The organism is Kitasatospora sp. NPDC058444 (genome assembly GCF_042721415.1).
Classification (GTDB): domain Bacteria; phylum Actinomycetota; class Actinomycetes; order Streptomycetales; family Streptomycetaceae; genus Kitasatospora.
In genome coordinates this window covers 1-22,827 of sequence record NZ_JBHXLL010000073.1, presented here as the reverse complement: position 1 = coordinate 22,827, position 22,827 = coordinate 1, and the positions used below count along the sequence as shown (strand labels likewise).

The 22,827-nt window shown below is 73.6% G+C and carries 18 protein-coding genes; 10 read left to right on the top strand and 8 right to left on the bottom strand.

Annotation, left to right across the window (positions count from 1 at the left end):
• Positions 1–36: 36 nt before the first annotated feature.
• The 4 genes from abc-f to ACFWP2_RS38445 all read left to right on the top strand — a co-directional run bounded on the left by abc-f (position 37) and on the right by ACFWP2_RS38445 (position 4,761).
• Complete coding sequence (abc-f, locus tag ACFWP2_RS38460) at positions 37–1,671, top strand: ribosomal protection-like ABC-F family protein (protein WP_380460577.1); 1,635 nt, start codon at positions 37–39, stop codon at positions 1,669–1,671.
• A gap of 86 nt (positions 1,672–1,757) precedes the next feature.
• On the top strand, positions 1,758–3,494 hold the full coding sequence (locus tag ACFWP2_RS38455; protein ID WP_380460575.1) for an ABC-F family ATP-binding cassette domain-containing protein: 1,737 nt from the start codon (positions 1,758–1,760) through the stop codon (positions 3,492–3,494).
• Positions 3,491–4,054, top strand: coding sequence for a CGNR zinc finger domain-containing protein (locus tag ACFWP2_RS38450; RefSeq protein WP_380460573.1), 564 nt, complete (start codon positions 3,491–3,493; stop codon positions 4,052–4,054). Before ACFWP2_RS38455 ends, ACFWP2_RS38450 begins: the two co-directional genes overlap by 4 nt.
• Positions 4,055–4,191: 137 nt before the next feature.
• The gene (locus ACFWP2_RS38445) at positions 4,192–4,761 is read left to right on the top strand and encodes a BlaI/MecI/CopY family transcriptional regulator (RefSeq protein WP_380460571.1); all 570 of its coding nucleotides are present in this window, start codon (positions 4,192–4,194) and stop codon (positions 4,759–4,761) included.
• 240 nt (positions 4,762–5,001) lie between these two features.
• Here the strand turns inward: ACFWP2_RS38445 and ACFWP2_RS38440 are convergent, their stop codons facing one another.
• Entirely contained in the window at positions 5,002–5,430 is a 429-nt protein-coding gene (locus ACFWP2_RS38440) for an Ohr family peroxiredoxin (RefSeq protein WP_380460569.1), read from the bottom strand.
• Positions 5,431–5,792: 362 nt separating this feature from the next.
• Here ACFWP2_RS38440 and ACFWP2_RS38435 point away from each other — a divergent pair, with 362 nt between their 5' ends.
• The gene (locus ACFWP2_RS38435) at positions 5,793–9,077 is read left to right on the top strand and encodes a tetratricopeptide repeat protein (protein WP_380460567.1); all 3,285 of its coding nucleotides are present in this window, start codon (positions 5,793–5,795) and stop codon (positions 9,075–9,077) included.
• A gap of 115 nt (positions 9,078–9,192) precedes the next feature.
• Positions 9,193–9,399: a hypothetical protein gene (locus tag ACFWP2_RS38430; RefSeq protein WP_380460565.1), complete on the top strand. Its 207-nt coding sequence runs from the start codon at positions 9,193–9,195 to the stop codon at positions 9,397–9,399.
• Positions 9,400–9,624: 225 nt separating this feature from the next.
• Here ACFWP2_RS38430 and ACFWP2_RS38425 read toward each other — a convergent pair whose 3' ends face one another.
• The 5 genes from ACFWP2_RS38425 to ACFWP2_RS38405 all read right to left on the bottom strand — a co-directional run bounded on the left by ACFWP2_RS38425 (position 9,625) and on the right by ACFWP2_RS38405 (position 17,418).
• Complete coding sequence (locus tag ACFWP2_RS38425) at positions 9,625–10,623, bottom strand: alpha/beta hydrolase (RefSeq protein WP_380460563.1); 999 nt, start codon at positions 10,621–10,623, stop codon at positions 9,625–9,627.
• Between the two features lie 133 nt (positions 10,624–10,756).
• Positions 10,757–11,728 (bottom strand): helix-turn-helix domain-containing protein, encoded by a 972-nt coding sequence (locus ACFWP2_RS38420; protein WP_380460561.1) that lies wholly within the window; start codon positions 11,726–11,728, stop codon positions 10,757–10,759.
• 197 nt (positions 11,729–11,925) lie between these two features.
• Entirely contained in the window at positions 11,926–14,652 is a 2,727-nt protein-coding gene (locus tag ACFWP2_RS38415) for a BREX system ATP-binding domain-containing protein (protein ID WP_380460559.1), read from the bottom strand.
• 104 nt (positions 14,653–14,756) lie between these two features.
• Positions 14,757–15,443, bottom strand: a complete 687-nt coding sequence (locus ACFWP2_RS38410) for a YoaK family protein (RefSeq protein ID WP_380460557.1) — start codon at positions 15,441–15,443, stop codon at positions 14,757–14,759.
• Between the two features lie 97 nt (positions 15,444–15,540).
• Entirely contained in the window at positions 15,541–17,418 is a 1,878-nt protein-coding gene (locus ACFWP2_RS38405; protein ID WP_380460591.1) for an amidohydrolase, read from the bottom strand.
• 314 nt (positions 17,419–17,732) lie between these two features.
• On the opposite strand from ACFWP2_RS38405, the gene ACFWP2_RS38400 reads away from it, so the two are divergent.
• Both ACFWP2_RS38400 and ACFWP2_RS38395 read left to right on the top strand, forming a co-directional pair.
• On the top strand, positions 17,733–18,395 hold the full coding sequence (locus tag ACFWP2_RS38400) for a hydrolase (protein ID WP_380460555.1): 663 nt from the start codon (positions 17,733–17,735) through the stop codon (positions 18,393–18,395).
• Between the two features lie 55 nt (positions 18,396–18,450).
• A complete protein-coding gene (locus tag ACFWP2_RS38395; protein ID WP_380460553.1) occupies positions 18,451–18,933 on the top strand; it encodes a DoxX family protein in 483 nt (160 codons plus the stop codon).
• A gap of 190 nt (positions 18,934–19,123) precedes the next feature.
• Here ACFWP2_RS38395 and ACFWP2_RS38390 read toward each other — a convergent pair whose 3' ends face one another.
• On the bottom strand, positions 19,124–19,585 hold the full coding sequence (locus ACFWP2_RS38390; protein WP_380460551.1) for an SsgA family sporulation/cell division regulator: 462 nt from the start codon (positions 19,583–19,585) through the stop codon (positions 19,124–19,126).
• Positions 19,586–19,717: 132 nt separating this feature from the next.
• On the bottom strand, positions 19,718–20,272 hold the full coding sequence (locus ACFWP2_RS38385; RefSeq protein ID WP_360355913.1) for a DNA starvation/stationary phase protection protein: 555 nt from the start codon (positions 20,270–20,272) through the stop codon (positions 19,718–19,720).
• Positions 20,273–20,648: 376 nt separating this feature from the next.
• Here ACFWP2_RS38385 and ACFWP2_RS38380 point away from each other — a divergent pair, with 376 nt between their 5' ends.
• Together ACFWP2_RS38380 and ACFWP2_RS38375 are read left to right on the top strand one after the other, a co-directional pair.
• Positions 20,649–21,485 (top strand): alpha/beta fold hydrolase, encoded by an 837-nt coding sequence (locus tag ACFWP2_RS38380; protein ID WP_380460549.1) that lies wholly within the window; start codon positions 20,649–20,651, stop codon positions 21,483–21,485.
• Between the two features lie 160 nt (positions 21,486–21,645).
• On the top strand, positions 21,646–22,605 hold the full coding sequence (locus ACFWP2_RS38375; RefSeq protein ID WP_380460547.1) for a VOC family protein: 960 nt from the start codon (positions 21,646–21,648) through the stop codon (positions 22,603–22,605).
• Positions 22,606–22,827 lie beyond the last annotated feature (222 nt).

Genomic DNA, 22,827 nt, shown 5'->3' with positions numbered 1-22,827 from the left:
CATCTTCCTGCCCTCATTCCCTTCGAGGTCATCCCCATGTCCGACGCTGCCGTCGTCTGCTCCAACGTCTCCTTCGCCTGGCCCGACGACACCCCGGTCTTCCACGACCTGTCCTTCACCGTGCCCGCCGGCCGGACCGGCCTGGTCGCCCCCAACGGCGCCGGCAAGAGCACCCTGCTCAAGCTGATCGCCGGCGAACTCAAGCCCGCCACCGGCTCGGTGACCGTCACCGGCCGGCTCGGCCACCTCCGCCAGAGCCTGCCCCTGACCTCCGGCCTCACCGTCGCCGAGGTGCTCGACATCGCCCCGATCATCCGCGCCATCGACGCCGTGGAGTCCGGGGACGTCGACGAGCGGCACTTCACCGCCATCGGCGACGACTGGGACATCGAGGAGCGCACCCGCGCTCAGCTCGACCGCCTCGGACTCACCGACCTCACCCTGGACCGCAGCCTGAGCACCCTCAGCGGCGGCCAGATCGTCTCCCTCGGCCTCGCCGCCCAACTGCTCAAGCGCCCCGACGTGCTGCTGCTCGACGAGCCGACCAACAACCTCGACGCCCAGGCCCGGCACAAGCTCTACGACGTGCTCGCGGACTTCAACGGCTGCCTGCTGCTGGTCAGCCACGACCGCGCGCTGCTCGACCGGATGCAGCACATCGCCGAACTCGGCAACGGCGAACTGCGCTTCTACGGCGGCAACTTCACCGCGTACGAGGAAGCCGTCCGGGCGGAGCAGGAGGTCGCCGAGAAGAACGTCCGCAACGCCGAGCAGGAGCTGAAGCGGGAGAAGCGGGAGATGCAGCAGGCCCGCGAACGCGCCGAGCGCCGCCAGAGCAACGCCGCCCGCAACCTCAAGAACGCCGGCCTGCCCCGCATCTTCGCCGGCACCATGAAGCGCGGCGCCCAGGAGTCCGCGGGACGGGCCGGCCAGATGCACGCGGCCCGGGTGAGCGACGCCAAGGCCCGGCTCGACGAGGCCGGACGCGCCCTGCGCGAGGAGCAGCGGCTCTCCCTGGACCTGCCCGACACCCAGGTGCCCGCCGGGCGCAACCTCTTCCTCGGCGAGGGCCTCCAGGTCCGCCACGACGGCCGGCCGGTGTTCGCCGACGGCGGCGTCGACCTGAGCGTCCGCGGGCCCGAGCGGATCGCGCTGACCGGTCCCAACGGCGCCGGCAAGAGCACCCTGCTCAAGCTGGTCACCGGCGAACTCGCCCCGGACGGCGGGGAGATCAAGCGCAACGACGGGCGGATCGCCTACCTCTCGCAGCGCCTGGACCTGCTGGACCTCGACCGCACCGTGGCGGAGAACTTCGCCGCGTTCGCCCCCGAGCGGCCCGAGACGGAGCGGATGAACCTGCTCGCCCGCTTCCTCTTCCGCGGGGCCCGGGCCCACCTGCCGGTCGGGGTGCTCTCCGGCGGCGAGCGGCTGCGCGCCACCCTGGCCTGCGTGCTGTGCGCGGAGCCGGCCCCGCAGCTGCTGCTGCTCGACGAGCCGACCAACAACCTCGACCTGGTCAGCGCCGGCCAGCTGGAGAGCGCCCTGAACTCCTACCAGGGCGCCTTCCTGGTGGTCAGTCACGACGAACGCTTCCTCGCCGAGATCGGGGTGAACCGCTGGCTCCGGCTGGCCGACGGCACGCTGAAGGAGACCGGGGCGCCCGCGGTGTGAGCCGCCGGCGTGCGACGCGGCCCGCGCCCGAGGCTCCGTGCCCGGCGGACCCACCACCCCCCACGTCCCGCACCGGAAGGTTCCCCGTGCTCCAGCACGCCCTGCTCGCCCACGACGTCGTCCGCCACCTCGGCGGCCGGCGCGTCCTCGACGGCGTCGGCCTGACCGCCGCCCCCGGCCACCGGATCGGCCTGATCGGGGAAAACGGCGCCGGCAAGTCCACCCTGCTGCGGGTGCTCGCCGGCGTGGACGAACCCGACGCGGGAAGCGTCACACGCCCCGCCGACCTCGGTTTCCTGCACCAGGAGATGCCCTTCGAGGCCGGCACGACCGTCGCCGCCGTCCTGGACGACGCGCTGCGCGAGGCCCGCGAGGACCTCGCGGAGCTGGACCGGCTCGGCGCCCGGCTCGCCCACGTCCCGGAGTCGGCCCCCGGCCACGCGGAGCTCCTGGACGCCTACGGTCGGCGGCTGGAGCAGGCCCAGTACCGGGAGTCCTGGGACGCCGACCGCCGGGCCTCGCTGGTCCTCGACGGGCTGGGCCTGGGCGCGCTCGGGCACGACCGCGCGCTCGGCTCGCTGTCCGGCGGGCAGCGCGGCCGGCTGGCACTCGCCGCGCTGCTCGTCCGGCGGCCGTCCGCGCTCCTGCTGGACGAGCCGACCAACCACCTCGACGACGGCGCCGCCGCCTTCCTGGAGGAGCGGCTCCGCGAACTGCCCGGCACCGTGGTCCTCGCCTCCCACGACCGGGCGTTCCTCGACGCCGTCTGCACCGATCTGGTCGACCTCGACCCGGCGGTGGACGGGCCGGTCCGCTACGGCGGCGGCTACAGCGCCTACCTGGGCGAGCGGCGCGCCGAGCGGGAACGCTGGGAGCGGCGCCACGCCGAAGAGCAGCAGGAACTGGCGCTGCTGCGGCAGTCGGCCGGGGTGACCGCGCACCGGGTCGCGCCGGACCGGGGGCCGCGCGACAACGAGAAGATGGGCTACGGCCACCGGGCGGGCCGGGTGCAGAGCCAGGTCTCCCGCCGGGTGCGCAACGCCGGCCGGCGGCTGGCGGAGCTGGAGCGCACACGGGTCCCCGAGCCGCCGCGCCCGCTGCGGTTCGCCGTCCGGGCCCTGGCGGCGGATGTCGGGGCGCCGGTTCCCGGGGCCGGGGCCCCGGCAGCGGACGTCGAGGTGCCGGTGGCGGACGCCGGGGAGGCGCCGCGGCCGCTGGTGTCGCTCCGGGACGTCCGGGTGCCCGGCCGGCTCGTGCTGGACGCGCTGGAGGTGGCGTCGACCGACCGTCTGCTGGTCACGGGCGGCAACGGGACGGGCAAGTCGACGCTGCTCGCCGTGCTCGCCGGGCACCTCGCCGCCGAGGGCACGGTCCGCCGGCGCCCCGGGCTGACGGTCGGGCTGCTCACCCAGGACACCGTGTTCGACCGGCCCGACCGCACCGTCCGCGACACCTACCGGCTGGCGCTGGGCGCGGCGCGGGCCGAGGAGGTACCGCTCGGATCACTCGGTCTGCTGAACCCGGCGGACCTGGACAAGCCCGTCGACCGGCTGTCCGTCGGGCAGCGCCGACGGCTCGCACTGGCGCTCCTGGTCGCCGACCCGCCCGGACTGCTGCTGCTCGACGAACCCACCAACCACCTCTCCCCGCGTCTGTGCGACGAACTGGAGGAAGCCCTCGGCACCGGTCCCGGCGCGATCGTCCTCGCGAGCCACGACCGCTGGCTCCGCCGGCGCTGGCAGGGCCGCGAGCTGCGGCTCGGCCCGGCCGGGTCCACGCGTTATTGCACCTCCGCACAGTCACCTGTCAGCATGGTGATGTGAACCTTGACCATGTCTTCGTCTGCGGGCACCCGGCCCTGGACTTCGCGGCCACGCTCCGTGCACGACGCACGGTCCGGTTCGAGATGTTCGTGACGCCGGAGCGCCTGAACGCCTGGTACCTGGACAGCGGGCTGGTGGACACCATCACGCCCGGTGACGAGCAGGACGTCCACGAGGCGAGGACCGTCCGCGAGGCCGTCTACCGGCTCGTCACCAACCGAAGGCTCGACGAGCCCTTCGACCGCGAGGCGCTCGCCGTGCTCAACGCCGCCGCGCGCAAGCCGCCCGTGACGCCGCAGCTCACCACGGCCGGGCGGCACAACGAGGCGACCCCCGAGCAGGCACTGGCGACGGTGGCGCGCCAGGCGGTCGAACTCCTCAGCGGCCCGGACGTCCCCCTGATGAAGGAGTGCGGCAACCCGGAGTGCACCCGGGTCTACATCGACCGCTCCCGGGGCATGCGCCGCCAGTGGTGCGGCATGGAGTCCTGCGGCAACAAGATCAAGGCCGCCGCCTACCGCGCGCGGAAGAAGACGCCGTCCACCGCGGGCGCCCTCTAGCCGCTCCGCCGGTGGTCGCCCCGCGACCGCGCGCGTCGGCGCGCGGGCCCCGGCATGGGTACCATGCAACACCATCCATGCCAAGGGAGTGAACGGTTGTGACCCGCCATCCAGCCTCCACGCTCCGGTCCCGGTACGTGGAACAAGCCGCGTCGGACCTGGAGAAGAACCACCGGCGACAGCAGGAGCTGGCGGAGGAGCTCAGGACGCTGAAGCAGGAGGAGGCCCTCCTGGCCGACATCCTGAGTCTCGCCGAACGGTACGAGGGGCCCTCCGAGCGGGCGCTTCCTTCCGGGCGGAGGCGGAACGGGTCCGCCACCCCGGCCGCCCGCACGGCGACGGCCGGCACGACGGATGCCCGGACGGCCGTTGCCCGGACGAAGGATGCGCGCACGGCGGATGCCCGTCCGGATACGCGTCCGGACGCCCGGACGACGAAGGCCGGTGCGAAGGAGACCTCGCACCGGCCTCTGCTCGGTGACCTGCTCGCGGAACTCCTGGGCCGGCACCACGAGCCGTGCACGGCGAAGGAGTTGCGGGACGAACTCATGGCGAAGCACCCGAAGCGCACCCCGACGCCCCAGGTTGTGCGGAACACCCTGGAATCGCTCGTCGCCAAGGGCCGCATCCAGCGCCACAAGCAGCAGCGCTCCGTCATGTACACCCTGCTGCGGCCGGGCCCGGCCGCCCCGGGCGACGCCGACTGACCCACCGGCCGGCTCTCACACGAAGGACGAGGCCCCCGGGCCGTAGCCCAGCAGCACGACGGTCTCCGCCCAGCTCCACAGCTGCGCGCCGTCCGGCCACGGCCGCTCTCCCGGGTCGATGGAACACCGGTCAGGGGAGTGACGAAGACGTCCAGCCATCCGTAGACACGTGTGCGCCCAGGAAGCCATGTGCTGTCCTCGCCGTCCGGTCGGTGGTGCGGTGCGGGGGGTGTGGGCGGGTCAGGCGGCAACGCCGGCGTGGATGACGACCGGGATGTTGTCGCGCGTGGCCTTGGAGTACGGGCAGATCCGGTGGGCGGCGTGCGCCAGCTCCTCGGCGGTGGCCTGGTCCACGCCGCCGAGCACCGGCCGGAGCACCGCGGAGAGCGAGAACTCGTCGTCGTCGCCGTGGGTCAGCGTGATCTCGGCCGTGATGGTGGTGCTGGTGAGCCGGACCTTGCGCTCGCCCGCCACCCGGCGGACGGCCCCGAGGAAGCACGCGGCCCAGCCGGCCGCGAGGAGCTGCTCCGGGTTGGTCGCGGCACCGCCGCCGCCGAACTCCTTCGGAATGGCGAGACCGGTCTCCAGCAGACCGTCGGAGGAACGGACCCGGCCGCCGTTGCGGCCCTCACCGTCGACGCCGACAACGGCGGTGTAGCTGACTGCCATGACTGGTGCTCCCCATCTGGATCGAATCGGTGTCCGGCCCTCTCCCGGCGATGCCCTCACACCTTCCGAGGCATCACCGGTCGAGCCGGTGATGCCATGATGGCAACCCATCGCGTCACCAGTCAAGCCGGTGACGAATTCTCATGGCGGCCGAACGCGGCACCGAACCCGAGGACGGGAAGACAGTCCTGACGTGACGCCAGGCCGGAGCGGATACCACAGAACGGGCGGAGAGCCGGAGAACATGCCGAAGGTCAACAGCCCGAAGGCCAGGACGTGCTATGGCCGATGCGTCACGCACATGTCATGCTCTCTGAGGCGACGGATGGGGACCGACCGGCGGGGGTACCGTGGAGTTCCATGTGCTCGGAGCAGTCGAACTCTCCGTCCGTGGCAGGCCGGTGACGCTCGGGACCAACAAGCTGCGCTGTCTGGCGGCAGCCCTCGCACTCGACGTCGGCCGACCGGTGCCCCTGGACATCCTGATCGGCCGGCTCTGGGGCAACGAGCCTCCGGCCAAGGCCCGGGCGGCCGTGCACTCCTACATCTCCCGGCTGCGCTCCGCGCTCCGCCTGGCCCAGCACTCCTACGACGACGGCGGCGGCAACGGCAACGGCAACCGCAACGGCGGCGACACCGAAGGCGGCACACCGCCCGTGGTGATCAGCCGCAAGGCACACGCCTACGCCCTGGACACCGATCCGAACCGGGTCGACTGGCCGCGCTACCTCCTCCTCGGGCGGCGCGCCCGATCGCTCGCCGACGCGGGCAAGGACCACGAGGCACTCGACGTCCTCAGGCGCGCGGACGACACCTGGCGGGGCGAGCCCCTCGCCGGCCTGCCCGGCCAGTGGGCGCAGGCCACCCGGATCACCATGCGCGACCAGTGGCTCGCCACCACACTGACCCGCTGCGAGGTCGAGCTCAGACTCGGACACTTCGCCGAACTCGTCCCCGAACTCTCCGCGTTGGCAGAACAGCGCCCGACCGACGAGCGGGTGGCGGGCCACCTGATCACCGCGCTCTACGGCTGCGACCGGTTCGCCGAGGCGCTGGACGTGTTCCGGCGGACCCGACGGGAGTTGCTCGAATACCTCGGCACCGAACCCGGCGAACAGCTCAGGGCGCTCCAGCACCGCGTCCTGCGTCGCGCCCCGATCGGCGAGATCCTGACGCGTCCGGCCCGTGCCGTCACCGCGTCCAGCTCCGCGCCCACAGCCGCGCCCACAGCACCCACTGCCGCCGGCCTCGGCCCCGCGCGCAACAACTACCTCCCCGTACGGCACCGGCTGGCGGGCCGCGAGGCGGAACTCCGGCATCTCCTGTCAGCGGCCACGAGCGGCTCTCCGGAAGGCGCCGGCGGCTGCATCCGAGCCGTCTCCGGCATGGCCGGCTCGGGAAAGACGAGCCTCGTCGTCACCGCGGCACACCTCCTCCGGGACCGTTTCCCGGACGGCCAGTACTACGTCGACCTCCGTGCGAACGGCGGCGCCCAGCAACCGCTGGAGACCGAGGCGGTGGCTACGCTCCTGCTCCGACAGTTCGGCGTGCCGGCCGCCTCGATCCCGACCGACCCGGACGAGCTGGCCTCCCACTGCCGCAGCCTGCTCGCCGAACGCCGGGCCGTGGTCGTCCTCGACGACGCCCGGGGGCCCGGACAGGTCCGTCCCCTGCTCCCGGGCAACCCGGCCTCCTGCATCCTCATCACGAGCCGTCACCGGCTCGCCGAACTCCCGTGCAGTCCGCTCTACCTCGAACCCATGTCGCGCGAGGACGCGGTCGAGCTCTTCACCATGCTGGTCGGAAAGGAACGGGCCGACGACCCCGCGGGGGTCGAGGCGCTCATCGAGCGGTGCGGCCGGCTCCCGCTCGCCGTCGACCTGGCCGCGAGCCGGTTCAAGGCCCACCCCACGTGGTCCCTGGACTACTTCGTCCGGCGGCTGTCCCGCCGGACCGGACGGCTGGGCGAGCTCCACCACGGGCTCGAAAGCGTGGCCCTGGCCTTCGAGGTGTCGTACCGGTCACTCCCCCGCACCCAGCAGGAGGCGTTCCGCCGACTCGGCCTGCATCCCGGTCCCGACTTCGGCCCCGACACCGCCGCGGCCCTGGTCGGACGGCCGCTGCGCGAGACCGACCGGATCCTGGAGAGCCTCCACGACCTCCACATGCTCCAGGAGAACTCCCCGGAGCGGTACGTGCTGCACGACCTCCTGCGCGAGTTCGCCGTCGACCTCGTCACGGCCGAGGAACGCCGGCAGGCGGTCCGAAGACTCGTCGGATTCGCCCTGCGGGCGGCCGATCGAGCCGACCGCACGCTCCATCCCCGGCGCTTTCGACGGACCGTCCCCGAGCTGCCGCAACTCGCCCCCGTGGCAGGGCTGGTGGACGACCTGGTGAACGAGCTGGCGGACGGACTCGACCGGCCCGACGACAGGGCGGTCAAGGCCTGGCTGCGGGTGGAACTCCCCGGCCTGGTCTCCGTGGAGGCCCTCGCCCGAGCCGCCGGCCTGGGCGAGGAGGCCGCCTGGCTCGCCCACGTCCTCGCCGAACTCCTCGACTCCGAGGGGCTGTGGCGCGAGGCCGACGAGATGCACCGAGCCGCGGCCCACCACTGGCACAGCCGGGGCGAGGACCTGGCCGAGAGCCACGCCCTCCTGGCACTGGCCTCGATCCGGATCCACACCGCCCGGTACCCCCTCGCCGAACGCGCGGCGGAGCGCGCACTCACCATCGCGCGAACAGCGGGAGACACCGGGTGCGCCGCGGAGGCGCTGGAGAAGCTCGCGAGGATCCGCTGGAGCCAGAGCGACCTGTCGGCCGCACTGGCGATGCAGCGCGAGGTGGTCGAGATCCACCGGAAATCGGGCGACGAATGGAACAGAGCCCGTTGCCTGAACAATCTCGGGGCGGTCCTCGTCCATCTCGGCGACACCCGGGAGGCGCTGGAATCGTTCACCGAGGCTCTGCCTCTGGCCGAATCCCTGAACGATTCGCGCCTCCGGCTCCAGGTTCTCGGCAACCTCGCCGGAATGCATTTGAACGCCCGGAATCCGGATGCCGCCCGCGACGCCTTCGAACAGATTCTGGCCATCGGGGAAGGCATCCTGTCATCGGACAACCTGGCAGTCATCCGCATGAACCTCGCGGGCTCCCTGCCGCTCCCCGCCGAGTCAGCCCGCGCCACCGATCTTCTCCGGTCCGCACTTCACACCTTTCACCAGACGGGAAACCGTCGGGACGAGGCCGAGGCGCTCAACGGGCTGGGAACCGTGCACCTGGGGACGGGCCGGTACGACGCCGCCCTGGACCAGTACGCGCAGGCCCTCAAACTCGCCCGATCGATCGGTGCCCAGCGCGAGGCGGCCGCAGCACTGCGCGGACTCGGCCGAGCCGAGCAGGCCCTCGACCGGACATCCGACGCGCTCGACCACCTCCAGCAGGCCGTCACTCTCTCCCGACGGATCGAGGCGACGGAGGAGGAGGCCCACGCCTGCGAGACGCTGGCCGAGTTGCAGTGGCAGGCCGGACAGGTGGATGCGGGCCGCACGACACTCCGGCGCGCCGTTGAGCTCACCGAGTCAGCTCGCCTGCCAGAGTCGAAAGCAATGCGCAATCTTCGCAACAAATTCGATCAGAAAGCTAAATAAAACTCGCCAAGTCGGCTCAACATCTACCCCTGCCGGGTTCGATTTGGCATGCGGACCGGTCACCGTGTCATCATTCCCGATAATCAGCTCAAACGATCACCGGGAAAGAACTTTCGTGAGCAAATTTGTCTTGTACGCGGCGACCATCGCGGCCATAGGCCTGCCCTCGCTGACCATTCCGTCGCACGGCGCTTCTGACGTCCCCGCGGCGACGTCGACCACTCAGGCCTGGATGCCGATCTGGGCTCTCCGGGCGGCGCCGACCGTGGACGCCGGCGCCGGCACCGGGCTTTCGGCCCGCCAGGCCGCGACGGCGGCCTGATCCTCCGGACGGACGCCGCCGTCGCCACGCACCCACCACGTCGCCCCCGCTGGACGGATCCAGCGGGGGCGACGCGCAAGCTCCGCCGGCCGGTCCGCCTGGGTCAGGCGGGCGGTGCCGCGGTGCTGGAGCGCCAGGGTGAGGTGGCCCTCCCCGCCGCGGGCGATCAACCCCGCGCTGCGCTCGACCCCTCGAACAGCTGCCGGCCGGACCGGTGGGAGAGGGTCACCAGGAACGGCCGTGCAGGGCGACGTGCACGGTGTCGACGGCCTGGATCAGCGCGGCACGGGCGGTGCTCGTGGGGCGGCTCACCCCGAGCAGCAGGAAGCCGTGCATCACCCCCTGGTAGCGCGTCGACACGACCGGGACGCCGGCCTCGCGGAGCCTGGCCGCGTAGGCCTCGCCCTCGTCCCGCAGCACGTCGGCCTCGGCGGTGACCACGAGGGCCGGGGGCAGGCCGGTGAGCTGCTCCAGGGAGGCGCGCAGCGGTGCGGCGGTGGCCTCCGTGCGGCGGGAGGCCTCGGGGAGGTAGTCGTCCCAGAAGCGGCGCATGTGGTCGCGGTGCAGGAAGTAGCCGGTGGCGAACCCGCGGTAGGAGGGGGTGTCGAAGTCGGCGTCGGTGACGGGGCAGATCAGCACCTGGTGCACCAGCGGCACGTCGCCGTGCTCCCGGGCGAGGAGGGTCAGGGCCGCGACGAGGTTGGCTCCGGCGGAGTCGCCGACGGCGGCGATCCGGTTGCCGGCGAGTCCGATCTCGTGGCCGTGCTCGTGGATCCAGCGGGCCACCTCGTGGCACTGCTCGACGGCCACCGGGTAGCGGGCGGCGGGCGCCCGGGCGTAGTCGACGTAGACGACGGCGGCGTCCGTGCCCAGGGCGAACTCCCGGATGAGCCGGGCGTAGCAGTCGGCGTCGCCGAGCGACCAGCCCAGGCCGGGCAGGAACAGCACGACGGGGCTGGGCTCGGCGGTGCCGACCGGTCTGGTCACCTGGACGTGCACCCGCCCGGTCGGCCCGCAGGGCAGCGCGAACCACTCCGAGGTCGTACCGCACGGATCGTCCTCGTCCTCGCTCCGGAACGAACCGCCGCTCGGAAGACCGTCGGCGACCAGGAAGGAGAGGTCCGGCGGTTCCGTCGCGGACCGGCCGGCTCGGGCGTCCAGGAACTCCTGGAGCGCCCGGTCGAGCACCGGGCGCCGGTCGGGCAGGGGGGTGGGGTCGGACAACGCTTCGCTCCTGGCTTCGGTCGACGGGCACGGTGGCTCCGTGTGTGCCCCGGCCGTGGTGGCCTGTTCGTGGCGCCCTGTTCGTGGCGCCCCGCCCGGGGTTCCTCCGAGCGGGGGCGGGCGGGCCGGTTCCTCAGTCGGCTTCCTCGTGCGGGCGTGAGCGCCACTCGCGCGGCGAGACGCCGTACGCGGCGCGGAAGGTGCGGCTGAAGTGCGCCGGGTTGACGAAGCCCCACCGCTGGGCGACGGCCGAGACGGTGGGCGCGGTGCGGCCGCGCCGGGCCAGCTCGCGGGCGCAGGCGTCCAGGCGCAGCCGCTGGACGAGACGGCTCACCGTCACGCCCTCGCCCTCGAAGAGCCGGTGCAGGTAGCGCACGGAGATGTGGTGGGCATGGGCGATCCTCTCGGGGGAAAGGTCCGGGTCGCCCAGGTGGCGGTCGATGTACTCCCGCACCCGCCGGACCAGGTGCGCGTTCCGGGCGCCCGGTTCGTCGGCCGCCGGGGCCGGTGCCAGCTGGGCGATGAGGGTGCTGAACAGGCCGACGACGCTGCCGGCCAGCCGGTCTCCGACCGGGGCGGGGTAGGAGTGCGCGGAGGCGGCGAGGACGCCCAGGAAGGGCAGGAGCACCGGTCCGCACCCCTCCGTCGGGCCGACGGCCGTCGCCGAGGCGTGCCGCAGGTCGCGCTCCGGCACCCCCAGCAGGCGGCGCGGCACGTGGAACAGGTGGGTGCGGAACCGCTCCGGGTAGTCCACCGCGTACGGGCGCGCCGTGTCGTACAGGACCAGCCCGCCCGGTGGCACCTCCGCGCGGCGCCCGTCCTGCTCCAGGACGGCCCGACCCGACACCTGCACGCCGACCCCGACCTGCGGCTCGCTGCCCGGGCTCCGCGCGATCAGCGCCGCCGTGCGGGAGAGCCGGGCCGCGTCCGCCTCCAGCGTGGAGATCCGCACGTACCCCAGCCGGTGCGACTCCAGGAGTCCGTCGAACGGCCGCCCGGTGAGCGGACGCACCTCCAGCGGCACCAGCGACCGCGACACCGCTCCGCTCCAGAAGGCCGCCTTGTCACCGTCCGCGACCGACGCCGTCGTCACCCGCAAGCCCATCTGACCGTCCTTCCGCCGGAGTCCTGCGCACTCTCAGCGTGGCCCGCGCGCGCGGCGGGCCGGTAGGTCATCTGACTGTCGTCCTGGGGCGCTGCGTCCCGAAGCCCGGCGCGGTGCTCGGGGCGAACCGGTCGGCCGGGTGTTTCCGCAGGTCAGAGGCTGGGTCGGTCGCGGGTCGGCCGCGGGTCAGACGCGGGTCAGACGCCGTCGAGGGCGTGGGCGAGGGCGGCCCGCGTGGTGATGCCGAGCTTCGGGAAGATCTTGTAGAGGTGGGCACCGACGGTGCGGGGCGACAACCGGAGCTGCCGGCCGATCTCCTTGTTGGTCAGACCGGTCGCGGCCAGCCGGGCGATCCGCAGCTCCTGGCCGGTCAGCCCGGAGGGGTCCGTGGCCGGCCCGTCCTGCGGCAGGGCCACGGAGTCGCCCGCGGCCCGCAGTTCCTCCTCGCACTGCGCCGCCCAGGGAGCGGCCCGCAGTCGGCGGAACACGTGGTGGGCCGCGCGCAGCGTCTCCCTGGCGCCGGGCCGGTGGCGGCGGCGCAGCCACGCGCCGTGGGCGAGCCGCAGTCGCGCGAGGTCGAACACCCACTGCTCGGCGCCCGGCACGGCGTACGCGGCACGGTAGGCGGCCTCGGCCCCGTCGTCGTCCGCGGCCAGGGCGGCGGCGGACGCGCACAGGAAGGCGTGGCGGCCGGAGATCTCCGCCGAGCGCGCCTCCGCTCCGGCGGCGAGGTGGGCCCGGGCCTCGTCGTGCCGGCCGGTGTGCACGGCGGCCGTCACCAGGTCGAGGACCAGCGTGTGGTGCCAGGGCTGGCCGCCGGGCAGGTGCCCGGGCGGGGTGAGTTCGCAGAAGTGCGCGTACGCCTCCTCGTAGCGCCGGTGGGCGAGTGCGGCCAGGCCGCGCAGATGGGTCAGGCGGTCGAGGACGTACCGCATCCGGGCGCGCGCGGCGGCCGGCCCGATGGTCCGCTCGATCTCCCGGAGCCCGGCCTCGTCGCCCCGGCCGGCCAGGAAGTGGGCGTAGTACTGGCGGAACATCAGGCCGTTGGTGTGGTAGCCGAGCTCGTCCGCCATCTCGGCCTCGCGCAGGCAGACGGCCGCCCGGTCCCAGTGCCCGAGCAGGTAGTCCTGGTGGGCCCTGGCCTTGGCGACCGAGCCCTGAGTGGCGTAGCCGTGCAGCCCGGAGAAGCGCTGCCACAGGTCGGCGTCGGGGCTGTCAAGCGCCGAGGCGGTCCAGAGCAGGAGCCAGGCCGCGCCGGCCTCCTGCTCCTCGGTCATGCCCTCGGCCGTCGCCCGCAGCGCGGCGGCCGCGTCCGGGCCCGGGTCGGTCCAGGCCCGCAGGCACAGCCGGCCCACCTCGGAGACGTCGTCCCGGTGCCGTTCCAGCGCGCGCCAGGCCCAGGGGTCGTCCGTGTACGTGGCGGCGAGGAGCAACTTGAACCAGGCCTGTTCGACCAGCCCGCCGAAGGTGTCGGCGCCCGGCGCGGTCAGCGCATCGAGGGCGGCGGGCAGCAGCGCGGCGGAGGACTCGAAGTCGATGTGGTGGCTCTGGTCGGCGTAGACCACCGCGTACGAGAACAGCGGAGCGGCGTCCCGCGGGACGGCGCCGGTCTTCAGTTCCTCCACCAGGGCCGCGGTGTGGCGCAGTTGCCCGCCGCGGGCGGACATCACCGCGGCCCGGGTGAGCCGGCGGACGCGGTCGCGGGAGCTGGGGCTGAGGGCGGCGGCGCGTTCCAGCAGGAGGGCGCCCTCCGCCTCGCCGCCCCGGTGGGCGAGGTCCTGGCCGGCCTCCTGGAGGCGGTGCGCGAGGTCCTCGTCGGGCAGCAGCGCGGCGGCCGCCTCGTGGACCAGCCGCCGGGGGTCCCCCGGGGCGAGGGCGCCGGACAGCGCGCGGTGGGCCTCCCGGCGCTCGGTGTCGGAGGCGGCGGAGACGACGGCGGTGCGGACCAGGGGGTGCCGGAACACCAGCTGCCCGGCCGGGTCGAGCCGGGCCAGGCCCTCCTCCTCGATCCGTTCCAGGATCTCCCGGGCGTTCTCGTCGGCGAGGGCGCGGAGCCACTCGGCGCTGCCGTAGTCCGGGCCGGTGGCCAGGGCGCCGAGCAGCAGGAGGCGGCCGACCTCCGGGGTGACCGTTCCGAGCCGTTCGGCGAACATCCGCTCCAGCTTGCGCCCCAGGGGCAGCCGCTCGGGCAGCGGAGCGGCTCCCCGCTGCTGGGCGTCGGCCAGTTGGCGCGGCAGCTCGACCAGCGCCAGCGGGTTCCCGGCCGCCTCGGCCAGGACGCGCTCCTTGGCGGGCGCCGCCAGTTCGGGGTAGCAGCTGCCCAGCAGCAGGGCCGCGTCCTCGCGGGGCAGGGCCGGGACGTCGACGGCCTCGGCCGACCAGGTCTGGGCGGCCCGCCCGTCCGGGCGGGAGGCCCCGACGATCACCACCGGCAGCTCGGCGCACCGCCGGTGCAGGAAGGCGAAGACGGTCGCGCTCGACGAGTCGATCCAGTGCAGGTCGTCCAGGACCAGCAGCACGGGGGCGGTCCGCGCCGCCCGTTCCAGCAGGGCCAGCGTCGCGGCGCCGACGGCGAAGCCGCTCGGAGTCCCGGAGCGGACGCCGAACGCGCTGTCCAGGGCCTCCCGTTGGTGGGCGGAGAGCGCGTCGGAGTGCTGGAACAGCGACCAGAAGGCCTGGTGGAGGGCCCCGAACGCGAGGTCCGTCTCGGCCTCCGTACCGACCGCGCGCAGGACGGTGAACCCGCGCTCGCGCGCCACCCGCTCCACCCAGGCCACCAGCGTGCTCTTGCCGACACCGGCCTCACCGCGCAGCAGGACGGTGGACCCGCTGGCGCCGTCGACGGCTTGGACCAGCGCCGCGGTCAGCAGTTCCGTCTGCCGCTGCCGGCCGACCAGGACCGGAAACCGTCCGTCCTCCGCCACTGGTTCCTCTCCTCCGGACCGGCCGCTCCGCTCGCCGGTCACCCAAGGTTACCGCTAGCCGGAAGGACCGCTCCCGGGCGGGAGGGCGGGGAGGAACGCGCTGGTCACTCTCGGTAGAGCAGGACGGTGAGCCCGGCCAGGACAGCGCTGGCGACCAGGGCCCAGGCGATCTGCCCGTGCAGGACCAGGAGCGCGCCGGGAGCGGCACCGGCGAGCATGGTGACGACGGAGAGGACCTTGCGGCGCTGGCGGGGGGCGGTGCCGCCGGCCGGGCGGGAGTCGGCGGCCAGGCCGGTCAGGGTGAGGGTCAGCACGGTGGTGGTGAGGTCCGGTATGCCCAGGCCCCGCACGGTGGCGTTGCGGATGCCCATCGCCAGGGCGAGCAGGGCGATCACCACGTACTGCGCCGGCCCCTCGGGGCTGTGGACGAAGAGGACGGCGGCGGCCGCGGCGTGCAGCGCGGCCTCCAGGACGAAGGCCGCGCGCAGCCGCGCGGGGCGCCGGGTCGCGCTCTGCCGGGTCGCGATCCGGCCCGCCACCCCCGCGCCGAGGAGGAAGGCCGCGAGGGAGGTCAGGGAGCCGGCGACGGAGAAGCCGGGTGCTCCGGCGAGGGCGAAGGCGATGACGACGACGTTGCCGGTCATGTTCGCGGTGAACACGTGGCCGAGGCCGAGGTAGCTGATGGCGTCGATCAGGCCGCTGACCAGGGTGAGGGCGAACAGGGCCAGGGCCAGCGGGTGGCGGTCGTGGATCTGCGGTCCGGACGGCTGCGGCGACGGGGGTGTGGTCACGACGGCTCCTCGTGCGGAAGGGGGGATGCGGGCGGGGACGCCACCCGGGCCTCGACGACGGACCCGGGCGGCGCCCCGCAACGGAACTGACGGACCGTCAGAAGAAGCAGGGGTCCATCGGCACCTGGGACTGCCCGGGAAGGACGAGGCCGCGGGCCGTACGCCAGGCCTGCTGCTCGCCGGAGGCCGCCACGGCCTCCAGGACGCCCTCGGCCTGGTGGAATCCGGCCAGGCCCGGCGCCGGGGTCGCGTGGTAGCCGCCGAAGCGGGTGACCGGGCTCCAGGACGGCGACACCTCCGGCAGCTCCGGCGCCAGGCCCTGGTGCTCCGCGGTGGCGTGGACGATGCGTCCGCCGACGACGGTCAGCACGGACTCGATGTGCGGGATGTCGGCCTCGGGCACCGTGAAGTAGTCGGCGCTCAGCAGCGCGAGGTCGGCGTAACTCCCCACGGTCAGACGGCCCTTGACGTCCTGCTCGCCGGTGAGGCGGGCGCCGCCGAGGGTGTAGAGCTCCAGCGCCTGCTCGCGGCTGAGGCGGTTGTGCTCGGCCGCGAGGCGCCGCCCGGAGACGGCGCGCCCGGAGACCAGCCAGTGCAGGGCGACCCACGGGTTGTAGGAGGAGACGCGGGTGGCGTCGGTGCCCGCGGCGACGGTCAGACCGCGGTCGAGCATCGCGCGCAGCGGGGGCGCCTCGGCGGCGGCGGGGGCGCCGTAGCGGGAGACGAAGGCCTCGCCCTGGAAGGAGAGCCGGTTCTGGACGGAGACGGCCCCGCCGAGGGCGGCGATGCGGTCGAGGCTGTCGGGGCTGACGGTCTCGGCGTGGTCGAAGAGCCAGCGGTTACCCTGGGGGAAGAGGCCCTCGGCGGCGAGCTTCTCGAAGACGGCGAGGTCGCGGCGGATGGTCTCGTCGTAGGTGGCGTGCAGGCGGAAGCCCCAGCCGTTCTCCATCAGCAGCCGGACGGCCTTCTCGAACTCGGTCTCGTAGGCGCCCAGTTGCGGCCGGGGCTCGGTGAAGTTCTCGAAGTCCGCGGCGGCCCAGGTGAGGTTCTCCCCCGCGCCGTTGAGGCGCAGCCACGCGTCGCCCTCGCCGGGGCGGACGGTCTCGACCCAGCGGGTGAGGTCGTCGAGCTCCTGGCCGGCGGTCTGCGGGAAGAGGTGGTAGGCGATGCGCAGGCTCAGCTCGCCGCGGCGGGCGAGCTCCATGACGGTGCCGTAGTTCTCGGGGAAGCTCTGGAAGCCGCCGGCGGCGTCGATCGCGGAGGTGAGGCCGAAGCGGTTGAGTTCGCGCAGGAAGTGGCGGGTGGAGCCGATGCGGTCAGCCTCGTCGAGGGTGGGGGCCTTGGCGAGGGTGGAGTAGAGGAGCAGGGCGCCGGGGGCGGCGATCAGCAGGCCGGTGGGCTCGCCGTCGTGTCCGCGCACGATCTGGCCGCCGACCGGGTCCGGGGTGTCCCGGGTGAAGCCGGCCGCGCGCAGGGCCGCCTTGTTGAGCAGGGCCGACTGGTAGAGGTGGAGGACGAAGACGGGGGTGTCGGGGGCCGCGGCGTTGAGCTCGGCCAGGGTCGGCAGGCGCCGCTCGGCGAACTGGTCGGCCGACCACCCGCCGACCACCCGCACCCACTGGCCGGGCGGGGTGCGCTCGGCCTGGAGGCGCAGCATCGCCAGCGCCTCGCGCAGCGTCGGGACGCCGTCCCAGCGCAGCTCCAGCACGTAGTTGAGGCCACCGCGGATGACGTGCAGGTGCGCGTCGTTCAGCCCCGGCACCGCCCGGCGCCCGAGCGCGTCGACCACCCGGGTGCCGGGACCGACCAGCGGCACGACGTCCGCGTCGTCGCCGACCGCCTGGATCAGGCCGTCGCGGACCGCCACGGCCGTGGCCCGCGGGCGGCGCGGATCGTTGGTGAACACCTTGGCGTTGCGCACGACGAGGTCGGCGGGCTGCTCGGGAGTGCCGGGACGGACCCCGGCAACGGGCATGGTGGACAAGGGAAGTCCCTTCCTTCGGTGGTGTTTCGGCGCGGGGCCTCCTGGCGAACGTAGACAGCCGGCGGCGGGCGAGGTTCTCCGCAGCGCATCGCCAGTTGCCTGCCAGCGCACTTCGGCGCCGCCACCGGGTCGGTGAGCACGGCCGTGCGTTGTGGGAACAGTCCCGGGCGCGCAGCGAGCAGAACACCCCGGCCACCGCGGACTAATGTCGTCGACGTGCCGCCCCGCCGATCCGGTCGGGGCAAGCCTGACGCAGTGTCAACTCCCTGCGTCATTACCCGTATTCACCAGGAAAGAGGACCGTCATGGTCGACTTCGCCAACGTCCACGCCGCCCCGAGCCCGGACCTGCTGACCCCCGACAACGCGATGATGCTCTTCGTCGACCACCAGCCGCAGATGTTCTTCGGCACCGGCAGCGGCGACCGCACCGCCATCATCAACGCCACCGTCGGCCTGGCCAAGGCCGCCAAGATCTTCGACGTGCCGGTGGTGCTCACCACCGTCGCCGCCGAGTCCTTCTCCGGCCCGATCCTCCCCCCGCTGCAGGCCGTCTTCCCCGGCCACGAGATCATCGACCGCACCAGCATGAACGCCTGGGAGGACGAGGCCCTGGTCGAGGCCGTCAAGGCGACCGGCCGCAAGAAGATCATCCTCTCCGGCCTGTGGACCGAGGTCTGCCTCGTCCTGCCGGCCCTCTCGGCGCTGGACCAGGGCTACGAGGTCTACGTCGTCGCCGACGCCTCCGGCGGCGTCAGCCCCCTCGCCCACGAGCACGCCCTGCAGCGGATGACCGCCGCCGGCGCCGTGCCCGTCACCTGGCTCCAGGTCCTCCTGGAGCTCCAGCGCGACTGGGCCCGCTCCGAGACCTACGTCCCGGTCACCGAGCTGGTCAAGGAGCACGGCGGCACCTACGGCCTGGGCCTCGTCTACGCCCAGTCCATGATCAACCCGCACGCCGCCGGCTGACCCGACCGGCCCTCACCGAACCGACCCGAACCGACCTGAACCGACGGAGTCCGACATGAACACCGGCCTACTCCTGCTGCGCCTGGTCGTCGGCCTGCTGATCGCGGGCCACGGCATCCAGAAGGTCAGCTTCCACCTCGGTGGCGGCGGACTGGAGGGCGGCAGCGCCGAGTTCCGGGGCGACGGCTTCCGCGGCGGCAAACTCACCGCCATCACCGCCGGCGGCACCCAGGTCGGCGCCGGGCTGATGCTCGCCGCCGGCCTGCTCACCCCGCTGGCCGGCGCGGGTGTCATGGGCGTGATGACCGTCGCCCTCACCGTCAAGTGGCCGCACGGCCTGTGGGTCCAGCACGACGGCTACGAGTTCCCGCTCGTCCTGATCGTCGTCGGCGCCGCGCTGACCGCCACCGGCCCCGGCCAGTGGTCGGCCGACGGGGCCCTCGGCCTCGCCCACTGGCCCCTGTGGTGCCTGCCCGCCGCCGTCCTCGCCGGCGTCGGCGGCGGCCTGGCCACCCGCCTCGCCCTGCACCGCAGCTGAGACGGGCGCCACGCAACGGGCAGCCGCACAACGGACGCACCCCAGCGGATGCGCCGCAACGGGCTCGGGCCCCTGGAAGGGAAACCTCCAGGGGCCCGAGCCCGTCCGCATGCCACCACACCGGCAGCGCTCCCCTCCCCGTCCCCGCCGAAGCCCCGCAGCGCCGGAGCCCCACAGCGCCGCAGCCGCCTCAGCGGCCGGCGGCCAGCCGGCTCAGTTCGGCGTCCCAGTCGATCAGTTCGGACTCCCTGCCCCGCGGCACGAGGCCGAAGCTCCGCTCGCGCAGCCAGCTCTCCACCGGCTCGACGGGGACGTCGATCGAGGCGGTGCCGTCGTCCCCCCTGAGCGTGATCCGCAGCCGTCGGCGGCCGTGGCAGCGGCACGGCGGCTGGATCCGCACGTCGCCCATCCCGGTCGGCCGGCGCAGGCCCTTCCACAGCAGGTCGCGGGAGAACTCCCAGGTGCCGACCGCCGGATCGGAGCCGGGGAACTCCATCACCACGGCGAACGGCTCGTCGACGCGGTACACGAAGCGCACCTGGAGATCGATGAACCGACCCTCCCCGAGGGCGAGTTGCGCGTCCAGTACGGGCGTGGCGGAGACCGCGCCCGCCGCGGGACCGTGGTCGGGGAAGGATGGGCGGCCGGGCACGGCACCTCCAAGGACGATGAGCAGCACGACAGGGCAGCACGGAAAACGGCATGAAAAAGTGCCGGGCCCGCCGACGAACGGGCCCGGCACGAAGCGGAACCGGGCCTGCCGACGAACAGGCCCGGCCCGCGGTCACTCCCCGGTCTCGGGGGCGACGACCAAGTGCTCGGCGAGGAACCAGACCTGGGTCTCGCCGGTGCGGATGATCTGCGAGACCAGGAGGTCCTGGGTGCCGTCGTCACCGAGCTCCGCCGTGCGGCGGGCGGCGTCACGGACATCGGCGAGGATGGTCTCGTGCGCGTCGAGGAGGCGCGAGAGCATCGAGCGCACGCCCTCGATGCCGTCCGGCGGACGCGGAACTCCCGTGATCTGCGCGGCGTGACGGAGATCGCCCACCGCGACGCCGCCGAGGCTCTGCACCCGCTCGGCGAGCGCGTCGACCAGCTCCAGCTGCTCCTGGGCGTGCTTGTCGAAGAGCAGGTGCAGCTGGTACGAGGTCGGCCCGCGCATGCCCCAGTGGTACTTCTTGTACAGTCCGTACAGGAACTGGGTGTCCGCGAGGACCCGGTTGAGCCGCTGGCACGAGTACTGCCGGGCGTCGTGGGAGAGCGCGATCGGCAACTGGGTGACGGTGCCGAACTCCTGGATCTCGGGACCGTGCTGGTGGAGGCGCGGCTGGCTGCTCATGGTGCTCCTGATTCGTGCGAGGCCGGCGGTCGCCGGTGGCCGATGGCCGGAACCCCTGACGGAGGCCTCGCCCGAGGCCTCCGGATCACTGACTTCCGTGCCCCTCAGGCTAGGAAGGCACGGGCCGGGAGCATGTCCTGACCGTGCACTGTCCGCAGTCGGTCAGCGCACCCGACAGGTGGGTCGAGCCGTTGCCACCCGACCGGCCGACCGGTGCTCCCGGCCGCGGCACTCTGGGACGAATCGGCGTGCTCTCAGAGGCAATCGGACCGCGGCCGCTATACCTAGCGTGGAACCCGTCGCAGCCGAGCACTGGCGCGAGAAGCCGACGTGAGCCGCTCCCGCGGGAGCGGCTCCAGCAAGAAAGAGAAAACCCATGCCGTACATCACCGTTGGCCAGGAGAACTCCACCTCCATCGACCTCTACTACGAGGACCACGGCACCGGCCAGCCGGTCGTCCTCATCCACGGCTTCCCGCTGAACGGCGCCTCCTGGGAGCGCCAGAGCGCCGCCCTGCTGGACGCCGGCTACCGGGTCATCACCTACGACCGCCGCGGCTTCGGCCAGTCCTCGCAGCCCACCACCGGCTACGACTACGACACCTTCACCGCCGACCTGCACACCGTGCTGGAGACCCTCGACCTGCGCGACGCCGTCCTGGTCGGCTTCTCCATGGGCACCGGCGAGACCGCCCGCTACGTGGCCAAGTACGGCACCGAGCGCATCGCCAAGGTCGCCTTCCTCGCCTCGCTGGAGCCGTTCCTGCTGAAGACCGACGACAACCCGGACGGCGCCGCCCCCCAGGAGTTCTTCGACGGCATCGTCGCCGCCGTGAAGGCCGACCGATTCGCCTTCTACACCGGCTTCTTCAACGACTTCTACAACCTGGACGAGAACCTCGGCACCCGGATCAGCGAGGAGGCCGTCCGCAACAGCTGGAACGTCGCCGCCTCCGGTGGCGCCTTCGCCGCCTCGGCCGCGCCCACCACCTGGTACACGGACTTCCGCGCCGACATCGCCCGCATCGACGTGCCCGCCCTGATCCTGCACGGCACCGGCGACCGCACCCTGCCCATCGACAACACCGCCCGCGTGTTCCACAAGGCCCTGCCCGCCGCCGACTACGTCGAGATCGAGGGCGCCCCGCACGGCCTGCTCTGGACCCACGCCGAGGAAGTCAACACCGCGCTGCTCGCCTTCCTCGCCAAGTGACCCGGACGGCCGCGCTCCCCCGGCCGCGGCCGTCCGTCCCGACCCCGGTACCGCCGTCGCCGCCCCAGGCCCGACGGTGACGGCGGTACCGGCCACCCACCCGCGCCCGGCGTCCCCTCCCGTGGGACGCCGGGCGCGTGCCACGACCTGGAGGTCACCCGTGAAGCTCCGCTTAGCCCGCCGCATCGTCCCGCTGGTGGCGGCGGTCGCCGCCCTGACCGCGATCCCCGCCGCCTCGGCGGCGCAGAGCACGGCCCAGGACACGTCCCCGGGCACGGCCCAGCAGGATTCGGCCGAACGGCCGGGCGCCCACCGGCAGTTCGCCGTCGGCCCGCAGTACGACTCCACCCACGTCTACGTCGCGCCCGGCACCGAACAGGCCTTCGTGACCAGCTGGACGTCCACCTTCGGCGGCACCACCATCGGCCCGGTCTCCACTCAGGTGACCCCGACGCCCAGCCGGACGCTCTCCGAGCTGGTGGTGTCCCCGGTCGGCACGCTGTCGGTGTTCGACTACACCACGCCCATCCCGTACCCCTTCGGCACCGAACGCACCGGCTGGCTGGTGACCGACCTCGACCAGGCCGTCCGCGCCGCCCGTGCCGACGGCGCGACCGTCACCGTGTCGCCCTTCGCCGACCCGATCGGCCGCGACGCCGTCGTCCAGTTCCCCGGCGGGATCAGCGCCCAGCTGTACGTCCACACCACCCCGCCGTCCTACCCGGCCCTGGCCAGCGTGCCGGAGAACCGGCTCTACCTGTCGCCGGACGCGGTCGGCTCCTTCCTGCACAGCTACCTCGCCTTCACCCAGGGCCGGATCGTCTCCGACGACCGCAGGGCCGACGGCGCCGCCCTCGGCCTGCCCGGCACCACGTACCGGCTCATCCGCCTCACCTCGGGCTTCGGCACCACCACGGTCGCCGTGACGGACGGCCACCTGCCCCACCCGTACGGCCGGGAACTCACCGGCTACGGCGTGTCCGACCTCGGCGCCACCCTGGACCGGGCCAGGACGGCCGGCGCGACGGTGCTGTCCGGACCGGTCCGGGCGGGCGGCCGGGACAGCGCGATGGTGCAGTTCCCCGGCGGCTACATCGCGGAGATCCACACCGACCGCTGACCGGGCTGACGCGGCCGTCGGCGGGTCGCCTCCAGGTCGCCTCCGGGCCGCTTCCGGACCATCGGTGGGTCGCCTCCGGGCCGCCTCCGCTCGTCTCCGGTCATCCCCGGTCGTGGGGGGGGGGGGGGGGCCCCCGCCCCCCCCCCCCCCCCCCCCCCGCCCCCCCCCCCCCCCCCCCCCCCCCCCCCCCCCCCCGGGGGGGCGCCCCCCCCCCCCCCCCCC

Bases quoted from the DNA above. Each gene is read 5' to 3' on its own strand.
- abc-f (WP_380460577.1), top strand. From the start codon at position 37: ATGTCCGACGCTGCCGTCGTCTGCTCCAACGTCTCCTTCGCCTGGCCC.
- ACFWP2_RS38440 (WP_380460569.1), bottom strand. From the start codon at position 5,430: ATGGCAGTCAGCTACACCGCCGTTGTCGGCGTCGACGGTGAGGGCCGC.
- ACFWP2_RS38420 (WP_380460561.1), bottom strand. From the start codon at position 11,728: ATGGGCTTGCGGGTGACGACGGCGTCGGTCGCGGACGGTGACAAGGCG.
- ACFWP2_RS38405 (WP_380460591.1), bottom strand. From the start codon at position 17,418: ATGCCCGTTGCCGGGGTCCGTCCCGGCACTCCCGAGCAGCCCGCCGAC.
- ACFWP2_RS38400 (WP_380460555.1), top strand. From the start codon at position 17,733: ATGGTCGACTTCGCCAACGTCCACGCCGCCCCGAGCCCGGACCTGCTG.
- ACFWP2_RS38395 (WP_380460553.1), top strand. From the start codon at position 18,451: ATGAACACCGGCCTACTCCTGCTGCGCCTGGTCGTCGGCCTGCTGATC.
- ACFWP2_RS38385 (WP_360355913.1), bottom strand. From the start codon at position 20,272: ATGAGCAGCCAGCCGCGCCTCCACCAGCACGGTCCCGAGATCCAGGAG.
- ACFWP2_RS38380 (WP_380460549.1), top strand. From the start codon at position 20,649: ATGCCGTACATCACCGTTGGCCAGGAGAACTCCACCTCCATCGACCTC.